This window comes from Streptantibioticus ferralitis, from assembly GCF_029223525.1.
Taxonomy (GTDB): domain Bacteria; phylum Actinomycetota; class Actinomycetes; order Streptomycetales; family Streptomycetaceae; genus Streptantibioticus_A; species Streptantibioticus_A ferralitis.
The window spans coordinates 191,144-214,540 of the sequence record NZ_JARHTQ010000012.1 but is presented as its reverse complement, the minus strand read 5'-3'; the positions used below and the strand labels follow the sequence as shown (position 1 = coordinate 214,540).

Below are 23,397 nucleotides of genomic sequence, written 5' to 3'. Positions count from 1 at the left end.
CGCGCGACAGCATTGCGTGGCACCGGCCCGGTCCCCGCCCCAGGAATGCACGGGTCCAAGCCCCCGCCCCAGGAACGCGCGGGTCCAAGGGGTGTGCGGGCGGCTGCTCGCGGGCCTCAGGGACGGTGTGCCGGGAGGGCGTCCAGTATTCGGTGCACGTCCTGGGCCGAGTTGTACAGATGGAAGGACGCCCGCAGGTTGCCGGCCCGCGCCGACGCCTGGATACCCGCCCGCTCCAGTTCCTCGGCCGCTCCGCCCAGCCCGGGCACGGAGACGATGGCCGAACCGCCGGTCTCCACCGGCTCGTACCCCAACGAGGCCAGCCCCGCCGCGAACCGGTCCGCCAGCGCCACGTTGTGCGCCCTGATCGTCTCGATGCCGGTCTCCTCGATCAGCGCGAGTGATTCGGCGGCCCCGATGTAGCTCAAGTAGGCCGGGGAGTGGTCGAACCGCCGTGCCGAGGCGGCGAGGTCGGCGACCGGTCCGTAGCAGGACAGCCACGGGTCTTCCCCCGCCAGCCAGCCTGCGAAGGCGGGAGGCAGTTCGGCCGCCGTCGACTCGCCTATCGCCAGGAAGCACACACCGCGCGGGGAGAGCAGCCACTTGAAGGCCGCGCACACCACATAGTCGAAGTCACCGGCGCGCAACGGCAGCCAGCCCGCCGACTGGGTGGCGTCGATCAGGACGCGCGTCCCGCACGCGGCCGCCGCCGTCCGTATCGCGTCGAGGTCGGCGATCCGGCCATCGGCCGACTGCACGGAGCTCACGGCCACCAGCGCCGTGCCCGCGCCGATTTCGTCGGCCACGTTCTCCAGCGGCACGGTGCGGAGCTTGAGGTCCGCGCGGACCGCGAACGGATTGACCAATGAGCTGAAGTCGCCCTCGGCGACCAGGACTTCGGAGCCGGCTGGCAGTCCGGCCGCGATCAGCCCGGCGTACACGGAGACCGACGAGCCCGCCGCGACCCGCTCGACGGGAACGCCCGCGATGCGGGCGAACGACGCACGGGCCGCGGTCAGCGCCAGATCGTAGGCGGAGAAGTCCCCGATGGGCCAGCCCTGTACGGCGCGCTGGATCGCAGACGCGGCCCTCGCGGGTCCAAGGCCGGCGGACGCGGTGTTCAGATACGTGGTGCGGGGCGCGAACTCATCGCCCGCCAGGCTGCCCAGGCTGCCGTCGTGGGGCGCGGGGTGCGTGCCGCCGCCGTTGGCGTTGTGGGTTGCGCTGCTGCTGCCGTTGTCTGTGCGACTCATGATGCCCTCCCTCGAACACCAGACTGCACCCACCCGACCTCAAAGTCCATGGAGAATAATTGACTTTCACCCCTAAGGATGGCTTATGGTTGGAGGGTGATCGAAGCACGCCATCTCCGGGTACTGCGCGCGGTTTCCCGAAGCGGTTCCTTCTCCGCCGCCGCCCGTGAACTCGGCTGCACACAGCCCGCGGTGAGCCAGCAGATGAAGGCGCTCGAACAGTCCGCGGGCACGCCCCTGCTCATCCGGGCGGGCCGGGAGATGCGGCTGACCGAGGCGGGTGAGGCGCTCACCCGGCACGCCGCCGGGATCCTGGCCGGGCTCACCGCCGCCGAGGAGGAGGTCGCCGCGATCGCCGGGCTGCGCGCCGGGCGGGTGCGGATGGTGTCGTTCCCGTCGGGCAGTTCGACGATCGTGCCCACCGCCGTGGCGGAGATGCGTGCCGCGCACCCCGGGACGCAGGTCTCGCTGGAAGAGGCGGAGCCGCCGCGGTCTGTCGAGATGGTGCGCGGCGGCGACTGCGAGGTGGCCCTCGCCTTCCGTTATCTCGGCATGCCCGCGGAGCCCGCCGACACCGAGTGGGACGACCTGGTGGTGCGGCCGCTGCTCACCGACCGCCTGGTCGGCCTGGTCCCGGCCGGACACCGGCTTGCCGAGGTGGCCGTCGAGGGCCGCTCGGTGGAGATCGCCGAGTTGGCCGACGAACAGTGGATCGCGGGCTGCCCGCGCTGTCGCCGTCATCTGGTGGGGGTGTGCGAGGACGCGGGCTTCACCCCGCGGATTGATTTCGCCACCGACGACTACCCGGCCGTGGCGGGTCTGGTCGGCGCTGGACTCGGCGTCGCGATGCTGCCGGAGCTCGCGCTGCAGGCCGTACGTCCCAAGGGCGTCGTGGTCGTCGAGATGGCCCCGGTGGTACGCCGTGAGGTGGTCGCACTGACGCTGCCGGACCTGGAGCACGTGCCCGCCGTGAACGCCATGCTCACCCATCTGGCGACGGCGGCCGCCCACCCTCCGGCCGGTCGCTGACCTGCCGGTCGGGCATGCGCCCGGCCCGGCCGCCGGGGATGGTGCCGGGGCGGGGCTGTAGAGGACGGTGCGGGGGCGTCGGCGTGGTGCCGTAAGGCCTGCCCGGCCGGTCTTCGGCGGATTGCGCGGCCGCAGATCCGCGCCGTAGGGCTGCTCGCCGCCCGGGGCGCCGGGATCTGTCCGCCGTCGCGGCGGTTCCGGAATCTTGGTGGCGGCTCCCCGTCCCGTCCGCCGCCCGGGGCGAGTGGTCCGGCCACTGCTCCGCAGGTGTCGTGCGGGTCCGCCGCTCGAGTGAATCGTTTCCGTCGTATGCGTTAGGCCAACCGGAGCACAATCCTCGTCCGGCTCACTCGAACGGCGTAACGCCCAATTCTCTCGCGGGTCCGCGCGGCGCGCCGCCCCGAGTGCCCGCGGTCGCCCAACGCGCCGCGTGGCGTGTGTCGTTCGGTCGCGCCCACAGGTGCCGCGCCCACGGGGGTGTCGCGCCCGCGGGGTCACGCAGAAGCGATTCTTCAGTTGCTCGGGCTGCTGATCAGCCGGTTCCGCGAACGGCCCATCATCTCCTCGCGCTCATCCTCGGTGAGTCCGCCCCAGACGCCGTACGGCTCACGCACCGCCAGTGCATGAGCCGCGCACGCCGCGCGGACCGGGCAGCGCATGCACACCTCCTTGGCGGCGGCCTCGCGGGAGCTGCGAGCCGCGCCGCGCTCGCCCTCCGGGTGGAAGAACAGGGAGCTGTCGACGCCGCGGCAGGCGGCCACCAGTTGCCAGTCCCACAGGTCGGCGTTGGGGCCAGGGAGTCGGGAGAAATCTGCCATCGCTCATCCCCTCGGAAGGTCTGCCTGCGGGACGTGCTGCCCGCGGCGGTGCACATCCGCGCACATTTGGCATGCAACTGGATGTAAATATGACTGATTGCCAATCTAGTCTCAACATCCCCACTTGGTAAAAAAAGCCGCCAAATAGTTCAAAATCGGGCGTTAGGCCCAGGTGTCGGGCTCGACGTCGGCTCCGGCGCCGTTCCGCCGTCCGAGGTGTGCGGCGCCCGGGGCGCCCGGGAGTGTCCGGTCGGTGGGCGCGGTCGGTCGAACCGGCGCCGTCGCGCTCGCCGTGCGCGCCCGTAGCGCTCCGCCGGGGGGTGTGATGCAACGGTTGGTGGAGCGGTGTAGCCGATCCGTGTTGTGGTGATCACGTAGAGTATCGACGACAGCTGCCAGACTCCGTAACTCTTTCGAGTGAGCGTCGTTGAGAGTGCGGAGGTGGTTGGGCGGCGAGGCGATCGGGCAAGTGCCTCAAGCCGTCAGCCCCACCGGTGACGATTCGTACCAGCCTGGAGGCTCAACGTGACGCGGATCAGCTACGGAGGGCGGTCATGACATCCGTCCTCGTCTGCGACGACTCCCCGCTCGCCCGAGAAGCGCTTCGCCGTGCGGTCGCGACCGTGCCCGGCGTCGAGCGCGTGACGACGGCGGCCAACGGCGAGGAAGTCCTCCGCCGCTGGGGCGCCGACCGTTCCGATCTCATCCTTATGGATGTCCGGATGCCCGGCCTCGGAGGTGTCGAAACCGTGCGGCGGCTGCTGTCCGCGGACCCCGGCGCACGCATCATCATGCTGACCGTCGCGGAGGACCTCGACGGGGTGGCGCTCGCGGTCGCCGCGGGTGCCCGCGGCTATCTGCACAAGGACGCCTCGCGCGCCGAACTGCGGGCCACCGTCACCCAGGCGCTGGCCGACCCGACGTGGCGGCTGGCGCCGCGCAGACTGCGCTCGGCCGAGATGGGCGCGGCGCCCACCCTGACCGCGCGCGAGATCCAGGTGCTGGAGGGCATGAGCCACGGCCGCTCCAACGCGGAGATCGGCCGTGAGCTGTTCCTCTCCGAGGACACGGTCAAGACGCACGCCCGCCGGCTGTTCAAGAAGCTGGGGGCGTCCGACCGGGCGCACGCGGTGGCACTCGGTTTCCGCTGGGGCCTGGTGCGCTGAGGTCCGCGCCGTGCGCCGCTGTCAACGGGGGACATCGTCCCGTCAGCCCCTGGCCTTCGGTGTGGCGGTTCCCGGCGCCGCCACCCTCGGCCGAGGCGCGGTCCGTCGTCGTGGCCGGTCGTCCCGCACGCGGCGGCGCTCGCCCGGATCAGGGCGAGCGGCCCGGTACCGGCGGTGTGCCGAGGACCGGTCGGGGCATCGACAGCGGCGTGAAGTTCCGGATGCTCGCGCGAGGACGCATCCTTGGGGTATGGACTTCCTCGGGGACCGGCGAGCGGGGCTGCGCGCAGCGCCTCCGGCAGCGCCGGTGGTGGGCGACGGACGGGCGGGGCAGTGTGGAGCGCTTCCGCCAGGGTTTGTGGTGATGGCGGCACCCTCGCCGGAGGCCAGAGGCGAGCGGGGCGGTCAGGGTTTGGCGGTTCCACCGGCGGGAACGGCGCTGGAGTCGTCGGCACTAGAGGGCAAGGGCGCGCGGGAGGGACACGGGGTGCGCGACATCACGGCAGCGAGCGCATCACCCCAGCACGTCGACGCACCGCCGCACGAGGCGGCCGCGCCGCCCCCCGGCGACAGTGCCCCGCCGCGCGCCCAGGGTGTTCCGCCTCACGTTCCGCCATCCGCCGAAGGCGGCCCTCAGGAGCGCAACTCGGCCGCGCCACCGGGCGGTTCCGGGACACCGTCCGATAACGCTTCGGCGCACGACTCCGGGCGCGGTGCCGCGAATCCTCCGGCGGCAAGGCACCATGGACCGATGCGCGACGAGGCGGCCGACGAGCACAGGGGGTCCCGGATGGCCGCGGGCCCGGGGAGTATCGGTGCTCTCGTTCGCCGTGCCGCCGAGGGTGACGAGCAGGCCACGCACGATCTGCTGGCGCATGTCCACCCCCTCGCGCTGCGCTACTGCCGTACCCGGCTGTCCCGACTTCCCGGTGATGCCCGTCACTTCGTGGACGACCTCGCCCAGGAGGTCTGCCTCGCCGTGCTGTGCGCGTTGCCGCGCTACCGCGACCAGGGCCGTCCCTTCGAGGCATTCGTCTTCGCCATCGCCTCGCACAAGGTGGCCGACCTTCAGCGGTCGGCTATGCGGGGTCCGGGTTCCACCGCCGTTCCGTCCGAGGACCTGCCGGAGACCCCGGACGACTCGCTCGGTCCCGAGGAGCGCGCCGTGCTCAGCAGCGACGCCGAGTGGGCGAAGGCGCTGCTGGCGAACCTGCCGGCCACCCAGCGCGAACTGGTGTTGCTGCGGGTCGCCGTCGGGCTGACCGCGGAGGAGACCGGGCAGATGCTCGGCATGTCACCGGGGGCGGTCCGGGTCGCCCAGCACCGTGCGCTGAGCAGATTGCGGGCGCTCGCCGAGCAGGCGGAGGCGATGCAGGCCGACGCGATGCGGGCGGACAACCCGCGAGGGCTCACGGCGTAGCGCGGTAGGCCGTTCGGGGACGTTTGCGGCGCGGCCGGTCCGGTGGGCGTTGTACCGGAAGGGGCCGAAAGGCGCCGGATGGGAAGGGTCGCAAACCCCAGTAGCATGGGATGCCACGCCGGGCAAGAGCATTGGGGAAGGTGTCATGACTGCGAACGCCGACGGAGTGGCCGAGAAGGTCGCCGAGAAATTCGGATTCCTCGGGCTCACCTACGACGACGTGCTGCTGTTGCCGGGTGCGTCCGACGTGGTCCCGAACCAGGTCAGCACCGCCTCCCGGATCACCCGGAACATCAAGGTCAACATCCCGCTGCTGTCGGCCGCCATGGACAAGGTGACCGAGGCCCGGATGGCCATCGCGATGGCCCGCCAGGGCGGCGTGGGCGTGTTGCACCGGAACCTGTCGATCGAGGACCAGGTCAACCAGGTCGACCTGGTCAAGCGCTCCGAGTCCGGCATGGTCACCGACCCGATCACGGTGCGCCCGGACGCCACCCTCGCCGAGGCGGACGCGCTGTGCGCCAAGTTCCGGATCAGCGGTGTGCCGGTCACCGACGCGGCGGGCAAGCTGCTCGGCATCGTGACCAACCGCGACATGGCCTTCGAGTCGGACCGCAGCCGTCAGGTGCGCGAGGTCATGACCCCGATGCCGCTGGTCACCGGCAAGGTCGGCATCTCCGGTGAGGACGCCATCGAGCTGCTGCGCCGCCACAAGATCGAGAAGCTGCCGCTCGTCGATGACGAGGGCCGCCTCAAGGGCCTGATCACGGTCAAGGACTTCGTCAAGGCCGAGAAGTACCCGAACGCGGCCAAGGACGCCGAGGGCCGGCTGCTCGTCGGCGCCGCGGTGGGCGTCGGCGACGAGGCGTTCGCCCGGGCTGAGGCGCTGGTGGTGGCCGGTGTCGACTTCCTGGTCATCGACAGCGCGCACGGTCACAGCCGGGGCATCCTCGACATGGTCGCCAAGGTGAAGGCCAACCTGAAGACCGAGGTGGTGGCCGGTAACGTCGCCACCCGGGACGGCGCCCAGGCGCTGATCGACGCGGGCGCCGACGGCGTCAAGGTCGGTGTCGGCCCGGGCTCGATCTGCACCACCCGGGTGGTCGCCGGTGTCGGCGCGCCGCAGGTCACCGCGATCTACGAGGCGTCGCTCGCCGCGGGCCCGGCGGGCGTCCCGCTGATCGGCGACGGCGGTCTGCAGTACTCCGGCGACATCGCCAAGGCCATCGCGGCCGGTGCCGACACGGTGATGCTCGGCAGCCTGCTGGCCGGGTGCGAGGAGTCGCCGGGCGAGCTGCTGTTCATCAACGGCAAGCAGTTCAAGTCGTACCGCGGCATGGGTTCGCTCGGCGCGATGCAGGGGCGCGGCCAGGCCAAGTCGTACTCCAAGGACCGCTACTTCCAGGACAATGTGCTCTCCGAGGACAAGCTGGTGCCCGAGGGCATCGAGGGCCAGGTGCCCTACCGCGGTCCGCTGTCGGCCGTCGCGCACCAGCTCATCGGTGGCCTGCGCTCGTCCATGGGGTACGTGGGCGCGGCGACCGTTCCGGAGCTGAAGGAGAAGGGCCGCTTCGTGCGCATCACGGCGGCGGGCCTGAAGGAAAGCCACCCGCACGACATCCAGATGACCACCGAGGCGCCGAACTACCACACGCGCTGACGCTGGACCGTCCGACGGCGGTGAGCCCGCGTCCCGCAAGGGGCGCGGGCTCACTCCTGCCGTCTCATCTCAGGGATACTGGACGGGCAGGCCACGAAGAAAGGCGAACAGTGACTGAGATCGAGATCGGGCGGGGCAAGCGCGGCCGCAGGGCCTACGCATTCGACGACATCGCCGTCGTCCCGAGCCGGCGCACCCGGGACCCCAAGGAGGTCTCGATCGCCTGGCAGATCGATGCCTACCGCTTCGAGCTGCCGTTCCTCGCCGCCCCGATGGACTCGGTGGTCTCCCCGGAGACCGCGATCCGGATCGGCAACCTCGGTGGCCTGGGCGTGCTCAACCTCGAAGGCCTGTGGACGCGGTACGAGGACCCGGAGCCGCTGCTCGCCGAGATCGCCGAGCTGGACGACAGCTCCGCGACCCGGCGGCTGCAGGAGATCTACGCGGCCCCGATCCGCGAGGACCTGATCGGCCAGCGGATCAAGGAGGTGCGCGACGCGGGCGTGGTCACCGCGGCCGCACTCTCGCCGCAGCGCACCGCGCAGTTCTCCAAGGCCGTGGTGGACGCGGGTGTGGACCTGTTCGTGATCCGCGGTACCACGGTGTCGGCCGAGCATGTGTCGGGTTCGCACGAGCCGCTCAACCTCAAGCAGTTCATCTACGAGTTGGACGTGCCGGTCATCGTCGGCGGCTGTGCCACGTACACCGCGGCGCTGCACCTGATGCGTACCGGTGCGGCGGGTGTGCTGGTCGGCTTCGGCGGCGGCGCGGCGCACACCACGCGCAACGTGCTGGGCATCCAGGTGCCGATGGCGACCGCGGTCGCCGATGTGGCGGCGGCGCGGCGCGACTACATGGACGAGTCCGGCGGCCGGTATGTGCATGTCATCGCGGACGGCGGCTTCGGCTCCAGCGGTGATCTGCCGAAGGCCATCGCCTGTGGTGCGGACGCGGTGATGATGGGTTCGCCGCTGGCGCGCGCCACCGACGCGCCGGGCCGGGGCTTCCACTGGGGCATGGAGGCGGTGCACGAGGAACTGCCGCGCGGCAAGCGGATGAACCTCGGCGCGGCCGGGACCACCGAGGAGATCCTGCTCGGTCCCTCGCACGCGCCGGACGGGTCGATGAACTTCTTCGGCGCGCTGCGCCGCGCGATGGCGACCACCGGTTACTCGGAGCTCAAGGAGTTCCAGCGGGTCGAGGTCACCGTCGCCCCGGTGGCCGGACACCGCTGACACGGTGACGAAGGGGCCCCGGACTCGTCTGAGTCCGGGGCCCCTTCGTGCGTACGGGGACGGGCTCAGCGGTTGTGGCCCACCCGGCGGGTGATGGCCCAACCCTCAAGGCCGGCTATCGCGAAGAAGAGGAAGTCCTTCGCGCCGAGGTTGTCCTTCCAGGCCTTCAGCAGATCACCGAACTGGCCGAAGAACAGGTGGGTGAACGACAGCCCCGGGGCCTCGTGGGTGGCCAGCCAGGCGATGCCGACGAGCTGGCCGAACCAGACCGCGAGCAGTGAGAAGACGATGCCGAGCACCGGCAGTACGGCATTGCGACCGCCTGCCTTGCCCATCGCGGCGCCTATGAGGAGCCCGACGGCGAGCGCCACGTACCCGATCTCATGGTTGGTGAACCGGATGATGGCGGCGTAGAGCAGCATGGTGCCCACCGCCGTGCCGAGACCGGCCAGGACGCCCGCACCCACGTTGTCCGGGCGCGGGGGTATGACGGCTACCGGCGGTGCGGACTGCGCCGGGTACGGGGCGGCGGGCGGCGGGTAGCCGCCGGGCGCGGCCTGGGCCTGAGGCTGGCTCTGCGGTGCGGCCTGCGGGTAGCCGTAGCCCTGCTGGGGGTGGGGCTGCGGTTGGGCGTACGACGGCTGCGCCTGCGGCTGCTGCCCGTACCCCGGCTGGGCGTACGGGTTGTTGGCGGATGGCTGCTGCCAGGGCTGGCTCATGTAGTTGTCCCCCGTGTGTGAGTTTTCGGCCAGAGGCTAGCAGTCGCCTCTGACAGCGCCTCAAGAGCTCGGCCGCGACAGCGCGGTGGAGGCGTTGGGCCACCTGCCGCTCAAGGGGCGGGCAAATACGACTATGGCAATACTTAGTGTTTATGGCGCAAAAGAAGACGTTCTCCGGTCGTGACATGGGTATTGACCTCGGCACCGCCAACACGTTGGTGTACGTCCGAGGACAGGGAGTCGTGCTCAACGAGCCGTCAGTGGTGGCCGTCAACGCCGTCAGTGGCGAGGTGGTCAGCGTGGGCACCGAGGCGAAGTCCACTATTGGCCGAACCCCGACGCACATCGTGGCGGTCCGTCCGCTGCGCGACGGGGTGATAGCCGATTTCGAGATGGCCGAGCGGATGCTCGCCCACTTCATCCGCAAGGTGGCGGGCAGCAGGCGCTACGCGCGCCCGCGGGTGGTGGTCTGCGTGCCGTCGGGGATCACCGGTGTGGAGCGGCGGGCGGTCGTCGAGGCCGCGACCTCCGCGGGTGCTCGCCAGGTCCATCTGATCGAGGAGCCGATGGCGGCGGCGATAGGCGCGGGCCTCCCGGTGAGCGACCCCATAGGTTCCATGGTGGTGGACATCGGCGGCGGCACCACGGAGGTCGCGGTGGTCTCGCTCGGCGGTATCGTCGCGGCCCGCTCGGTGCGTACCGCCGGTGACGCGATCGACGCCGCGATCATGTCGTACGTGCGGCGCGAGCACTCGCTGATCATCGGGGAGCGCACCGCCGAGGAGGTGAAGATGACCATCGGCTCGGCCGCCGCCGCGGGCTCCTGGCCGGTCCGGCTGGACAGGCTGGACCGGGAACTCGACCAGGAGCTGGACCCTGAGCTGGACCGGGAGCTGGACGACGCACTGGGCCAGCGGCTGGACGGCCGGCCCGTGTTCGGCGTCGGGCCGCGGGACGAGCGCGGCGACGAGCCGGACGGTGTCGGCGGCGAGGTGGAGGTCACCCAGACGCTTCCTCGTACCGAGCGCTGTCGGCTGCGCGGCCGGGACCAGGTCAGCGGGCTGCCGAAGACCCTGGAACTGGACGCCGAGCAGGTGCGGCGCGCGATCAGCGAACCGGTCGACTCGATCATCGACGCCGTACGCCACACCCTCGACCTGTGCCCGCCCGAGTTGGCCGGCGACATCATGGACCGCGGCATCGTGCTCACCGGCGGTGGTGCGCTGCTGCGCGGCCTGGACGAGCGGCTGCGTACGGAACTGCAGATGCCGGTCATCGTCGCCGACGATCCGTTGGACTGCGTGGCGATCGGTACCGGCAGGTGCGTTGAGGACTTCGGCGCGCTGAGGCGGGTGTTGGATGCCATACCGCCCTCGTACACGTACACCGTGGCGCGGGTCTGACGTCGTCGTCCGTTCGGACGCGGCGTCACCCCGCTGATGCCCGCGGCAAGTGACGCGAGTGGTCCATCGCGCGTTGAGTGGAGCAGACGACGGCAAACGCGGACGGGGGTACGTGGCCACGTGGCATACGGCGTTGGGGATGCCCCTGCCAGCGGTCAGGGGAGTGCGGGGGCGCGCGGCCATGCCCTGCGCGCCGTGGTGCTGGTGGGCCTCGCCGCCCTGCTCGGCGGACTCATCGTGGGTCCCCTGGCGATGCTCGCCCTGGGCGCCCCCGGTGCGACGGACGGCGTGGGTGCCCCGGCCGCGGCCGCGCAGGCGCCCCTGGACAGCCAGGACGGCGGCGCCACGTACCCGGTCGGCATCGTCCTCGACACGCTGTCCCCGGCCGTGCCCAAGCCCGACGCGACGGTCACCGTCACCGGACGTCTGGTCAACAACACGACCCGCCAGTTCACCGGCGCCCACCTGGGGGTGCGGGTCGACCAGGAGGGCGAGATCGCCGGGCACACCGAGGACGTCGCCTCACTTGTGCCCGGTGAGAGCCTGCCGTTCACCCTCAAGGTGCCGGTTTCCGCGCTCGGCCTGTCCGCCGCGCGGGACTACCGGCTCAGCGTCGCCCTCGCCGGCGGGGACGGCACGGTGCTGGGGCTGTTGCGCACACATCTGCCGTGGTACCCGCCGAACGCCGGTGGGCAGCCGCTGAACGTCGCCGTGCTCTGGCCGCTGTCCGACACCCCGCACATGGAGGCGGTTTCGCTCGGTACGGGCGAGAACGCCAAACCGGTGTTCCGGGACGACGCGTTGGCGGGCGCGTTCAAGAACGGCGGCAGACTGTGGCAGGTGGTCGCTGCGGGCGCGGGCCTGCCCGTCATCTGGGTGGCCGATCCGGGTCTGTTGGACGAGGCGAAGTCGATGGCGAGCGGCTACCAGGTGGCCAAGACCCCGGACAGCAGCAATCCGCAGGACAGCCGGAAGGGCACCGGCGACAAGCTGGCGGCCGCCTGGCTGACCGCCGTGCGGAGCGCGGTGCAGGGGCACACGGTGTCCGCCCTGCCGTACGCCGATCCGGATCTGGCCTCCATCGCCCACAACGGTTCCGGTGGTGACGGTTTGAGCGCCCAACTCGGGCCCGCGGTACGGCTGGGCGGCGAGGTCACCGCCGGCACGCTGGGCGCCTCGGCGCGTACCGATGTGGCGTGGCCGTACGGCGGCGCGGTGGACCGGTCGATCGTCTCGCTCACCGGGAGGCTCGGTCTGACCACCGTGGTCTCCTCCGGGAACGGGCTGTCCACCGGGACCTCGCAGCCGCGGGTGTCGCTGGGCGGCGCGACGACCGCCCTGGTGGGCGATCCGGCGTCGGACGCGGTGCTGGAGCGGGACCTGTCCGGCGAGGGCGAGGGGATGGCGGCCCGTCAGGAACTGCTCGGAGATCTGCTGGACGCCCAGCGCCGCTCGTCCGACTCCCCGGGCGGGCTGGTGGTCGTACCGCCGCGGCAGCTGACCGGGCAGGCGGCGCAGGCGCTGTCCGAGGCGTTGAAGGCGGCGAGCGCCGCGGGATGGATCCATCTGGTCGCACCCGACCAGGTCTCCGACAAGCCGCCGTCCGCGTCGGTCGGCCCGGTGAGCGACTATCCGCAGGAACTGCGGGACACCGAACTGTCGACGCAGGACATCAAGGCGGTGGACAGCATCCAGCCGGATCTGGACGCGTTGGCGCAGGTGCTGTCCGACCCGGACCGCACCACGGGCGCGGTGCACCGGGCGATGCTGCGGGCGGTCTCCACCGGCTGGCGGGCCAACACACAGGGCGCCGAGTCGTACTCCCAGGGGGCGGAGGCGTACGTGGACAACTCGATCGCCTCGGTGCACCTGCTGCCGAAGGTCGGCACGGTCACCGTGGCGGGCGGTTCGGCATCGGTGCCGGTCACGGTCGCCAACGGGCTGCAACAGAGCCTGGCCGGGCTGGAGTTGCGGGTCAGGTCCTCCATTCCCGGCCGGTTGACGGTCGACAATCCGGTGATCCCCATCTCGGCGCCCCCCGCCGCCAACCACACCGAGCAGATCAAGGTAGAGGCGCACACCAACGGCCCGGTGCAGGTCACCGCGCGGCTCTACACCAAGGCCAACGGCAGGCCGTGGGGCGATCCGCTCACCTTCCGGGTGACCGTCCGCAAGTTCTCGCTGGGCGCGGTGGCGATCATCGCGGGCGGGGTGCTGTTGGCGCTGCTCGCGGGCGCGTACAAGATGCGCCAGGCGCGCCGCGCAGGCCGACGCTGACCGGGCGGGTTCACAGCCGGGCCGCGGCGCCCGCCGGTGTCGCGCCACGGGTGTCGAGCAGCAACTGGGCCTTGACGGCCAGGCCTTGCAGGTCGTACGTGCGGTGGTGCTGGAGCAGCACCGTGAGGTCGGCGTCCGCGGCGGCCTCCCACAGCGAGTCGGCGCGGGGCACCGGCCGGTCCATGACGCGCCACTCCGGCACATAGGGATCGTGGTAGCTCAGTGCCGCGCCCAGTTCCATCAGCCGGGAGCCGATCTCCCGCGCGGGGGCGCCCTCCTGGTCGGCGAGGTCGGCCTTGTAGGTGACGCCGAGCAGCAGCACTCGGGCGCCGCGCACCGACTTGCCGTGCTCGTTGAGCAGTGTGGCGCAGCGCTGTACGACGTAGCGCGGCATGCGTCCGTTGACCTCCTGTGCGAGCTCCACCACCCGCAGTGGATATCCCAGGGTGCGGACCTTGTACGACAGGTAGTTGGGGTCGAGCGCCACACCGTGGCCGCCGACGCCGGGGCCGGGGCGGAACGCCTGGAAGCCGAACGGCTTGGTCTCCGCGCAACGGATCACGTCCCACAGGTCGATGCCCGCGTCGTGGCAGAAGACCGCCATCTCGTTGACGAGTGCGATGTTCACCTGCCGGTAGTTGGTTTCCAGCAGTTTGACGGCCTCGGCCTCGCGCAGCCCGCGGGCGCGTACCACCCGTTCGGTGATCCGGCCGTAGAAGGCGGCGGCGGCCTCGGTGCAGGCGGAGGTGAGTCCTCCGATGACCTTGGGGGTGTTGGCGATGCCGTGGGCGCGGTTGCCCGGGTCGAGGCGGTTGGGCGAGTACGCCAGGTGGAAGTCGCGTCCGGCGCGCAGTCCGGAGCCGTCTTCGAGGATGCCGCGCAGGAATTCCTCGGTGGTTCCCGGGTAGGTGGTCGATTCGAGGATGACGGTGGTGTGCGGGCGCAGGTGGGCGGCGAGCGTACGGGCGGCCTCGGCGACGGCCGACAGGTCCAGCGCGCGGTCCTCGCCCAGCGGCGTCGGTGCGCAGATCACGGCGGTACGGGCGCGGCCGAGCGCCGCCGGGTCGCTGGTGGCCCGGAATCCGGCGGCGAGCATCCTGCGCACCCCGGCGGCGGAGAGCCCGTCGATCGGGGAGCGGCCGGTGTTCAGCCCGTCGACGACGGCTTGGTCGGTGTCGTAGCCGATGACGCCGATGCCGCTCGCGGCCGCCGCTTGGGCGAGTGGGAGACCGAATTGGTGGAGGCCGAGGATGGCGAGGTCTGCGGGCACGGTGGTTCAGTCCTCTCCCGGAGGTCTGGTTGTGCCGAATGGCGCATTTAAGGTTAAGCGGACATATGACTGATATTTAGTATTGAGCGCTTTGCGTGGGGGGTGTGGCGCGGTCCGCGATCGATACCGACCAGCGCCGACCGGCTTCGGACTGGCCGACGCTTCGGATGGCGGTCACCATCGAATCCACGGGCAGTGTGACCGGCCGCAACGGGAGGCACAGTGAAGACCGCACGACTGGGGCCGCAGGAGCGGGCCCACGCATTGGCACGGATGGCCGAAGAGGAACTCGACGTGCTGGTAGTCGGCGGCGGGGTGGTGGGCTCCGGAACCGCCCTGGACGCGGCCACCCGCGGTCTGCTCACCGGTGTGGTGGAGGCACGTGACTGGGCGTCGGGGACCTCCAGCCGGTCCAGCAAGCTGATCCACGGCGGTCTGCGCTACCTGGAGATGCTGGACTTCGCGCTGGTACGCGAGGCGCTGAAGGAACGCGGTCTGCTCACCCGGCGGCTGGCGCCGCACTTGGTCAAACCGGTGCCGTTCCTCTACCCGTTGACGCATCGCGGCTGGGAGCGGCTGTACGCCGGTAGTGGTGTGGCGCTGTACGACACCATGGCGGTCACCTCGGGACACGGCCGCGGGCTGCCCGGCCACCGGCATCTGACGCGGCACAAGGCGCTGCGGGTGGCACCGTGCCTCCAGAAGGACTCGCTGGTCGGCGCGCTGCAGTACTACGACGCCCAGATGGACGACGCCCGCTACGTGGCCACGCTGGTGCGCACGGCCGCCTCCTACGGTGCGCTGGCCGCCAACCGGGCGCGGGTCGTGGGGTTCCTCCGCGAGGGTGAACGCGTTGTCGGTGCCCGGGTGCAGGATGTGGAGCAGGGCGGGGAGTACGAGGTCCGGGCTCGTCAGGTCGTCAACGCGACCGGGGTGTGGACGGACGAGACACAGGCGATGGTGGGGGAGAGGGGGCAGTTCCACGTCAGGGCGTCCAAGGGTATCCACCTGGTCGTACCGAAGGACCGGATCCATTCGACGACCGGGCTGATCCTGCGGACCGAGAAGAGCGTGCTGTTCGTGATCCCGTGGGGGAGGCACTGGATCATCGGCACCACCGACACCGACTGGGATCTGGACAAGGCGCACCCGGCCGCGTCCAGCGCCGACATCGACTACCTGCTGGCGCACGTCAACTCGGTGCTCGCGGTCCCGCTGAGCCGCGATGACGTGGAGGGCGTGTACGCCGGGCTGCGCCCGCTGCTGGCCGGGGAGTCGGAGGCGACGAGCCAGCTGTCGCGCGAACACACCGTGGCACATCCCGTGCCGGGCCTGGTGGTTGTTGCGGGCGGCAAGTACACGACGTACCGGGTGATGGCGAAGGACGCGGTGGACGCGGCGGTGCACGGTCTGGACCGCCGGGTCGCGGAGTGCTGCACTGAGCAGGTGCCGCTGACCGGCGCTGACGGCTACCACGCGTTGTGGAACGCGCGGGCGCGCATCGCCGCCGAGTCCGGGCTGCATGTCGTGCGCGTCGAGCATCTATTGAATCGTTATGGATCGTTGATTACCGAGCTGTTGGATCTGATCGCCGCGGACCCAACGCTGGGTGAGCCGCTCGCCGCGGCTGACGACTATCTCCGGGCCGAGGTGGTGTACGCCGCCTCGCACGAGGGCGCGCGTCATCTCGACGACGTGCTGACCCGCCGTACGAGGATCTCCATCGAGGCCTTCGACCGCGGGACGCTGAGTGCCCGTGAGGCGGCGGAGTTGATGGCACCGGTGCTGGGTTGGGACAAGGAACACCTGGAAAAGGAGGTGACGCACTACGAGAAGCGGGTCGAGGCCGAACGCGAATCGCAACGCCAACCCGATGATCTGACCGCGGACGCTGCTCGCTTGGGTGCGCCAGATATCGTGCCCCTCTAGAAAGACCGTGCGGCCACCGGGATCTCAGGCGTGACGGGGGAGTGAGAGGGGTGGAAAGTGTCCGATCAGGGGCGGCTGGTGGCCGGGCGGTACCGGCTGGTCGAGCTGATAGGCCGGGGCGGCATGGGCACCGTCTGGCGGTCCGAGGACGAGCTGCTGGGCCGTCAGGTCGCAGTCAAGAAGCTGCGGGTGCCACCGCAGTTGCACGATGACGAGCGCGAGACGCTCTACGAGCGCACCCGGCGGGAAGCGCGCAGCGCCGCCCGTATCACCCACCCCAACGTGGTCGTGGTGCATGACGTGGTCGAGGACGAGGGCCTGCCGTGCATCGTGATGGAGTACGTGCGGTCCCGGACTCTCGGCGACGTGTTGAAGAAGGACGGTCCGGTCACACCGCGCGAGGCCGCGCGGATCGGCCGCGGGATGGTCGCCGCGTTGCGCGCGGCGCACCGTGCCGGGGTGCTGCACCGTGATGTCAAGCCCGCCAACGTGCTGTTGAGCGCTGACGGTCCGGAGGGCGACGCCAGTTGGCCCGGCGGACGGGTGGTGCTCACCGACTTCGGCATCGCCTCCGCGACAGGAACGTCCACCCTCACCCGCACCGGCGAGTTGATCGGCTCGTTCGACTTCCTGGCGCCCGAGCGGATAACCGGCGGCACGGGCGGCCCGGCCTGCGATCTGTGGGCCCTGGGGGCGACGCTGTACCAAGCGGTGGAGGGCGTGGCGCCGTTCCACCGGGACACCCCGATCGAGACCGCGTACGCCATCGCCTCGGAGCCCGTCCCGACGCCACGCCGGGCGGGTGCGCTGGCCCCGGTCATCGAGTCGCTGCTGGAGAAGGACCCGGACAAGCGGATGTCGGCCGAGCAGGCCGAGCGACTGCTGGTCTCCTCGGTGGAGACGGTGGCGGTGACGGGTAATCTGCCGCGACGTCCGGCGCCGTCCTGGGCGCTTCGGGACGGAGTCGACGACCAACCGACCGCCGTGGTCAGGCCGCGGACCGCCGCCGCTGTCGAGCCGTCCGCGGCCGTCCCGGAGCAGCGCCAGGAGCCGGACCCGCACGGCACCCAGGACACCCAGGGCGGTTCCGGCGCCCAGGACCACCACGACACTCACAGCGTCCACGGTCCGCAGTCCGCCGAGGACGTCACCGCGCAGGTCACCGCGCCCCCGGCCGACGTGACAGCCGTCGCCGCCGCGGCCTCCGCCGCGCCCCTGACCATCGAGCCCACCCCCCGACTCGACGCGCCGGAACGGCCCGATGCCCGCCGCACCGGGCGCGGCAAGCGGGTGGCCGCCTGGTGCGGGGCCGCCGTCGTGGCGGCCGCGGCCGTGGTAGGCGGTCTGCTGCTCGCCCAGCAGGACAGCGGCGCGTCGCAGGGCGGGCAGGCGGCCGACGGCAACGCGGCACAGCGGCCTTCGGCAGCCCCCCCGACCGCGCCCCCGGGCTACCACGTGGTCGACGACCCGGCGGGCTTCACCATGGTGGTGCCCAACGGCTGGACCCGCCAGGTGGACTCGGGCGGCCGCAACATCCACTATGTGGATGTCCAGGGCAAGTGCGACCTCCTGGTCAGCGTGGAGGACTACGCCGGGCCCAGCGCGCTCCAGCACTTCCGTGATCTGGAGGTCACCTTGAAGGCCGACAACAACGGCTACAGCGTCCTTCGGATGAACTCCACCCAGGCCCAGATCAACGGCGAGCAGGTACCGGCGGCGATCTGGGAGTGGACCTGGAACGGGAAGGTGCGCAAGTACCACGCCATCGACCTGGGCTTCGGCAAGGAAGGCGGCACGGAGTACGCGGTCTACCTCTCGGCACCGGACGCCGAGTGGCAGCAGCGTCTTCCGGTCTTCAACAACGCGGCGAAATCCTTCCAGCCGCACAGCTGAGAAAGGCCCTCGCTCATCTGCGATGGCGGATACCCGTCGAAGTACCGGCGTATACCGGTCGAAGTGTGAGCACTAGGTTCCGGAACCGGGGGCAGGCGTACCGATGTCCTACCCACAGGGGATGATGTGATGGGGCAGTCGCATCGACCCCGTGTCGACCCGTGCGCCGCCCGATGCATCGTCATATCGATCTGCAGAGGACGTTGATGACCCAGGCGCAAGGCACCACCGGCCGTCTCCTCGCCGACCGCTACCGCCTCGGCGAGGTCCTTGGCAAAGGCGGTATGGGCACGGTGTGGCGGGCGGTCGACGAGACCCTGGGCCGTACCGTCGCCGTCAAGGAGCTGCGGTTCCCCGGCAATGTCGACGACGACGAGAAGCGCCGCCTGATCACGCGCACCCTGCGCGAGGCCAAGGCGACCGCGCGGATCCGCGCGAACGGCGCGGTGACCGTCTTCGACGTGGTCGAGGAGGACAAGCGGCCGTGGATCGTGATGGAGCTGGTCGAGGGCCGCTCGCTGTCCGACGCGATCCGCGCCGACGGCCCGCTGCCACCCAGACGCGCGGCCGAAGTGGGCCTCGCCGTCCTCGACGTGCTGCGTGCCGCGCACGGCGAGGGCATCCTGCACCGTGATGTGAAACCGTCCAACGTCCTGATCGCGGACGACGGCCGCGTGGTGCTCACCGACTTCGGCATCGCCCAGGTCGAGGGTGACCCGTCGGTGACCTCGACCGGCATGCTGGTGGGCGCGCCGTCCTACATATCCCCGGAGCGGGCCCGCGGCCAGAAGCCGGGTCCGCCGTCCGACCTGTGGTCGCTGGGCGCGCTGCTGTACGCGGTGGTCGAGGGCCGCCCGCCGTACGACAAGGGCTCGGCGATCGCCACGTTGACCGCCGTGATGACCGAGCCGGTAGATCCGCCCAAGATCAACGGGCCGCTCGCCGACGCGGTCCACGGCTTGCTGATCAAGGACCCGGTGAAGCGGCTGGACGAGCCGGGCGTACGGGAGTTGCTGACGGCGGCGGTGAGCGCTCCGGAGCCCCCGGACGCCGAGGAGACCCGCATGATGGCGATCCCGGCCGATCCGCAGCCCACCCCGACCGACGCGCGTCCACTCTCGTCGCAGCAGGAGAAGATGCTGGGCGCGCTGCGGTCGTTGACCAACGCGGCCACCACGAAGGCGGATCCCGAGCCGAAGTTGAAGCCGGTCGCGGTCGCCTCGTCGTTCTCTTCCGGCCGGGCGCCGCTGAGCGATGTGGTGCCGCGCCGCACGCTGGTGATCGTGGTGGCGGTGGTCGTCCTCGCCGTGCTGGGCGCGATCATCGGCACGGCCGTCGCATCCGGTAAGGACGACGGCGGCGGATCCGGCCAGCGGCAGGGCAGCTCGCACACCTCCGGCGCCCCGGCCGGCAGCGGCGCGCCGAGCGGGCGGGCGACGCCGGTCGCCGACACCGGTTCCGGCACCCCGTCGGCCGGTGCGCCGACGGCCGGTGCCGCGCAGGGCAACGGCGGCGTTCCGGCGGATTACGTCGCGCACCAGGACTCCGAGTTCCACTTCACCATGGCGCTGCCCAGCGGTTGGCGGCGGATAGCCACCTCCGGGGACCACTCCGGCGCGGTCTTCGCCGCGTCCGACGGCGGCTTCCCCCGGGTCCAGGTCGACTACAGCGCGAGCCCGGGCACCGACGCGGCCGCCGCCTGGCGCGACCTGGAGCCCGCGGTGCGGGGCAGCAGCGAGAACTACCGCGGCCTGGGCATCGGTTCGGTCGGCTACCAGGGCTTCCGCACCGCCGCCGACTGGAACTTCACCCGCACCCAGAACGGGGTGAACGTCCACGTCCTGGACCGCGGCTTCGCCAACGACCAGGCCGGCTACGCCATCATGTTCAGCTGCCCCGCGGCCGAGTGGAACTCCGCCGGGTGTCAGCAGATGCTCCAGACCTTTTTCAAGACGTTCAAAGCGGTCAACTGACCGGCCACGAGCACGTATCGTAAAGGTACCCAGACTGTCCGTCGCCGACCGAGCTTGACCGAAGACGGCTTGGCTTAAAGCCGTCTGACCTGAGCCCGGGCACACCGTGCCCTGATGCCGCCTGACCGAAAGCCGTGCGACCGCGTTCCTGTGACGCTCATGGGAGGACGCTCATGGGAGGAGCCGTGGACGAGTACGCCGGGCGGGTACTGGCCGGCCGCTACCGGCTGCCGCGGTCGCCCGCCGATGAGTTCGAGCTGGTGGAGACCCGCGCGTTCGACACGTACAGCGGACAGGAAGTGCTCGTACGGCAGTTGCTGCTGCCCGAGATCGTGCACGCCGAGGTGGTCGGCGCCGGACCCGAGCAGGATGCCGTGCCGCGCGGTGGCGGGGATGTCGCGGGCCGGGCCCTCGAAGCCGCCCGGGCCGCCGCCGCCATACCGGACCATCCGGCGCTCGTCCAGGTCTTCGACGTCCTGGTGGAGGACGGCAGCCTCTGGGTGGTCTCCGAACTCGTCCCGGCCCGCCCGATCGCCTCGCTGCTGGCCGACCGGCGGCTCAGCCCCTACCGCGCCGCCGAGGTCGCCGCCGACCTGCTCGCCGGCCTGCGAGCGTTGCACACGCACGGCTGGGCGCACCGCAACATCACCGCCCGTACCGTCCTGGTCTGCGAGGACGGCCGGGCCATGCTCGATGGCCTGGCCTTCGGCGCCGCGCAGGAGGCGCTGTGCGGCTATGACCCGGTGCCGCAGGAGGTACTGACCGCCACCGGCCCCGAAGACCCGCCGGAGCGCGGCGGCTGGGCCGGTCCCGACTCCGCGCTCGCCATGGAGCGCGCCCGCCAGGCCAGGATCACCGTCGTCGGCCCGGTCACCGAGCGCTGGTCCCCGGAACAGGCCGGTCCGGTGCACCAGAACTGGCAGCTGGCCCCGCCCGTCGGCCCGGCCGCCGACCTGTGGGCGCTCGGCGCGCTGCTGTTCCGCTGTGTGCAGGGGCATCCGCCGTTCCCCGAGGAGAGCGCGACCGAACTGGTCGACCTGGTCTGCGCGGAACCGCCCGCGTACGCCGAGGACTGCGGCCCGCTGCGCCCGGTCATAGAGTCGCTGCTGCGCCAGGACCCCACCGAGCGGCCGGAGTTCGAGGAGCTGCGTGGCTGGCTGCGTTCGCTGATCCGCTCCGCTCCCGAGCCGGACATCGGCAGCCGTATGGTCCAGGTTCCGGCCGGTCCCGGCGACCCGCACAAGCTGCCCGTCGTGCGGCGCAAGGGCGAGCTGGTCCGGCTGCGCAAGCGCCGTCGCCCGGGCGGCGACGCGATGGGCGCACCGCCGCACGGCCGCCACGCGCGTGGCCGGGGACAGCGGACGTCCCCGGGACCGGTGGACGGATCCGGTGCGCGGGGCAGACCGGAGACGTCCGGTGAGGCGGTCGAAGTGCGCCGCCGGACGGGCGAGTTGAGCCAGTCGGGGGCGGCCGCACCGCGCGGCGGGGCGCGTCGGCTGGGCGTGCTGCTGGTCGGGCTGGTCTTCCTGCTGCTGCTGGCGCTGGTGCTGTACGCGGTGCTGTTCATGCCCAAGGGCGCGGGCGGCGTCGACAGCCGTTCGCTTCCCGCGCAGGTCTCCGGGGGTGTGGACGCGGGCCGGTCGCCGACCTTGTCCATGTCGTCGCCCGCACACGACGGCCCCACCCCCACCGACCGTTCGACCCTGCAAACTCCGGCGCTGGGCTCGGATTTCACGGTGCGCGGCGATGCGGCGGGCTTCTCGGTGGCGGTGCACAACGGCTGGACCAGGACCGCGGGCCCCAACGGGGAGATCGTCTTCTCCAGCGGCGGCGATGTCCTCCAACTGGTCATCGTCCGCGGCCGGGACAGCGCGGGCACCTACGGCACCGACCCGCTCGCCTACCAGGACAGGGAACCGGAGTTGGCCCCGTTCAGGTCGAGTACCTGGTCCTCGGCCGCCGGTCTCAAGCGGCTCGACGCGGGCGGAGCGGCCGCCGCCGAGGGCGAGTTCACCTGGCGCGACCCGCAGTCCGGCAACCAGGTCTACGGCCGCAACATGGCGATAGCGCGCGGCGGCAGGTACGACGTCATCCTGCTCACCGGCCCCGACGACCAACAGTCGGTGATCTCCGACTACTTCGACAAGGCGGCACAGACCTTCCGCGCGAATGGCTGACCGGGGCGTCCCCGGGCGGCGCGCCCTCCATTGGGTGAACGTCGACGAGCGGGCCCGCCCGCAGTGATACACATCCCGGGTTCGGCGTCGGCGCGTCGGTTGGCACCGGCGGTTCGGTCGATGATCCGAAGTCGGCCGTGAATCGCGCGAGTTTGGGAGTCCCGCATGTTCACCGAAGCGACGGCACCGCTGCGCCTGCCGCCTACCCGTCCAGCGGCGCGGGCGCCACAGAGCGTGACCGAACACCGGCTCTCCTTCGACGGATTCGGCTACATCTGCCGCGTCCTGTGGCAGGACACCCCGGTCACCGAGCCCCTGGTGCTGCTCGGCGGCTCGTCGCAGGACCGGTTCTCCTGGGCGCGGCACGAGGAGCGGTGGGCCGAGGCGTGCACCGTGGTCACCATCGACCTGCCGGGGTACGGCGCCGCGGAGCCGCTGCCGACCAGGTACGGGATCGACTTCCTGGCCGCCGCCGTCCGGGACGCGCTGTACGAGCTGGGCATGGCCAAGGTCAATCTGCTGGGTGCCTGCTTCGGCGGTGCCGTCGCGCTGCGCTTCGCCCAGCACTACCCGGACGCCCTGCGGCGGCTGGTCCTCGCCGGTATGACGACGCGTGTCCCCCGGGAGTACGCGGAGGCCGTGCCGCGTTGGCTGCGGATGCTCGACGACGACCGCCGCGAGGAGATGGCCCGACAACTCGTGGCGCGTTTCATGTCGCAGCCGGGCGCCGGAGCGATCCGGCGGCACGCGGCCATCTCCCGGCTGCTCCACCAGCAGTTCATGGCGCAGACGCCGCGCCAGATCGGCATGGCGGTGGTGGACCACAACGTCCGTCTGATGAACCACGAGTGGTTCCGGCCGGAGCCGGTGCCGGCGCTCCCCGCGCTGGTCTTCACCGGCGAGTACGACTCGCTGACCACCCCGCACATGGGGCGGGAAACCGCCGCCCGGCTGCCCGGCGCCGCCTTCCTCACGGTCCGGGACGCCGACCATCTGGTGCACATGGAACGCATCGACGAGTTCACCGACCTCCTGTTGCGCTTCTGCACCGACCGCCCCATCAGCGATCTGCCGTACTGCAGCCCGGTCGAGTACCCGGCGGCACGGTAGCGAATCGACACGGTCCGCAGCGGGGCGGACGGTCACCGGCGCGCGTACCGTGGGAAGGGACTCCT

The 23,397-nt window shown here is 71.3% G+C and carries 16 protein-coding genes; 12 read left to right on the top strand and 4 right to left on the bottom strand.

Translation table 11 applies throughout. From position 1 onward, the window contains the following. Nucleotides 1-116: 116 nt before the first annotated feature. Entirely contained in the window at nt 117-1,253 is a 1,137-nt protein-coding gene (locus P2L57_RS20260; RefSeq protein ID WP_372515799.1) for an aminotransferase class V-fold PLP-dependent enzyme, read from the bottom strand. A gap of 96 nt (nt 1,254-1,349) precedes the next feature. Here P2L57_RS20260 and P2L57_RS20255 point away from each other — a divergent pair, with 96 nt between their 5' ends. Continuing rightward, nucleotides 1,350-2,282, top strand: coding sequence for a LysR family transcriptional regulator (locus P2L57_RS20255; RefSeq protein ID WP_275816481.1), 933 nt, complete (start codon nt 1,350-1,352; stop codon nt 2,280-2,282). Nucleotides 2,283-2,794: 512 nt separating this feature from the next. On the opposite strand, the gene P2L57_RS20250 is transcribed toward P2L57_RS20255, so the two are convergent. Next, nucleotides 2,795-3,100, bottom strand: a complete 306-nt coding sequence (locus P2L57_RS20250; RefSeq protein ID WP_255932531.1) for a WhiB family transcriptional regulator — start codon at nt 3,098-3,100, stop codon at nt 2,795-2,797. Between the two features lie 554 nt (nt 3,101-3,654). On the opposite strand from P2L57_RS20250, the gene P2L57_RS20245 reads away from it, so the two are divergent. The 4 genes from P2L57_RS20245 to P2L57_RS20230 all read left to right on the top strand — a co-directional run bounded on the left by P2L57_RS20245 (nt 3,655) and on the right by P2L57_RS20230 (nt 8,581). Beyond that, nucleotides 3,655-4,266: a response regulator transcription factor gene (locus P2L57_RS20245; protein ID WP_003948568.1), complete on the top strand. Its 612-nt coding sequence runs from the start codon at nt 3,655-3,657 to the stop codon at nt 4,264-4,266. Nucleotides 4,267-5,017: 751 nt separating this feature from the next. Further along, a complete protein-coding gene (locus P2L57_RS20240; RefSeq protein WP_275816478.1) occupies nt 5,018-5,686 on the top strand; it encodes a sigma-70 family RNA polymerase sigma factor in 669 nt (222 codons plus the stop codon). A gap of 145 nt (nt 5,687-5,831) precedes the next feature. Continuing rightward, entirely contained in the window at nt 5,832-7,346 is a 1,515-nt protein-coding gene (guaB, locus tag P2L57_RS20235) for an IMP dehydrogenase (protein WP_275816476.1), read from the top strand. A gap of 110 nt (nt 7,347-7,456) precedes the next feature. Further along, entirely contained in the window at nt 7,457-8,581 is a 1,125-nt protein-coding gene (locus tag P2L57_RS20230) for a GuaB3 family IMP dehydrogenase-related protein (protein ID WP_275816474.1), read from the top strand. A gap of 65 nt (nt 8,582-8,646) precedes the next feature. On the opposite strand, the gene P2L57_RS20225 is transcribed toward P2L57_RS20230, so the two are convergent. Then, nucleotides 8,647-9,300, bottom strand: coding sequence for a hypothetical protein (locus tag P2L57_RS20225; RefSeq protein ID WP_275816472.1), 654 nt, complete (start codon nt 9,298-9,300; stop codon nt 8,647-8,649). Nucleotides 9,301-9,452: 152 nt separating this feature from the next. Here P2L57_RS20225 and P2L57_RS20220 point away from each other — a divergent pair, with 152 nt between their 5' ends. Further along, nucleotides 9,453-10,703 (top strand): rod shape-determining protein, encoded by a 1,251-nt coding sequence (locus P2L57_RS20220; protein ID WP_275816470.1) that lies wholly within the window; start codon nt 9,453-9,455, stop codon nt 10,701-10,703. A gap of 120 nt (nt 10,704-10,823) precedes the next feature. Beyond that, complete coding sequence (locus P2L57_RS20215; protein ID WP_275816467.1) at nt 10,824-12,980, top strand: hypothetical protein; 2,157 nt, start codon at nt 10,824-10,826, stop codon at nt 12,978-12,980. 10 nt (nt 12,981-12,990) lie between these two features. On the opposite strand, the gene P2L57_RS20210 is transcribed toward P2L57_RS20215, so the two are convergent. After that, entirely contained in the window at nt 12,991-14,250 is a 1,260-nt protein-coding gene (locus P2L57_RS20210; RefSeq protein ID WP_275816465.1) for a nucleotide sugar dehydrogenase, read from the bottom strand. 222 nt (nt 14,251-14,472) lie between these two features. On the opposite strand from P2L57_RS20210, the gene P2L57_RS20205 reads away from it, so the two are divergent. The 5 genes from P2L57_RS20205 to P2L57_RS20185 all read left to right on the top strand — a co-directional run bounded on the left by P2L57_RS20205 (nt 14,473) and on the right by P2L57_RS20185 (nt 23,332). Further along, nucleotides 14,473-16,179 (top strand): glycerol-3-phosphate dehydrogenase/oxidase, encoded by a 1,707-nt coding sequence (locus tag P2L57_RS20205; protein ID WP_275816463.1) that lies wholly within the window; start codon nt 14,473-14,475, stop codon nt 16,177-16,179. A 57-nt stretch (nt 16,180-16,236) separates the two neighbouring features. Further along, nucleotides 16,237-18,072: a serine/threonine-protein kinase gene (locus P2L57_RS20200; RefSeq protein WP_275816461.1), complete on the top strand. Its 1,836-nt coding sequence runs from the start codon at nt 16,237-16,239 to the stop codon at nt 18,070-18,072. A 206-nt stretch (nt 18,073-18,278) separates the two neighbouring features. Beyond that, the gene (locus tag P2L57_RS20195) at nt 18,279-20,045 is read left to right on the top strand and encodes a serine/threonine-protein kinase (protein ID WP_275816459.1); all 1,767 of its coding nucleotides are present in this window, start codon (nt 18,279-18,281) and stop codon (nt 20,043-20,045) included. 173 nt (nt 20,046-20,218) lie between these two features. Beyond that, nucleotides 20,219-22,222, top strand: coding sequence for a serine/threonine kinase C-terminal domain-containing protein (locus P2L57_RS20190; RefSeq protein ID WP_303656475.1), 2,004 nt, complete (start codon nt 20,219-20,221; stop codon nt 22,220-22,222). 165 nt (nt 22,223-22,387) lie between these two features. Next, the gene (locus P2L57_RS20185) at nt 22,388-23,332 is read left to right on the top strand and encodes an alpha/beta fold hydrolase (RefSeq protein WP_275816457.1); all 945 of its coding nucleotides are present in this window, start codon (nt 22,388-22,390) and stop codon (nt 23,330-23,332) included. The last annotated feature ends 65 nt before the right edge of the window (nt 23,333-23,397 follow it).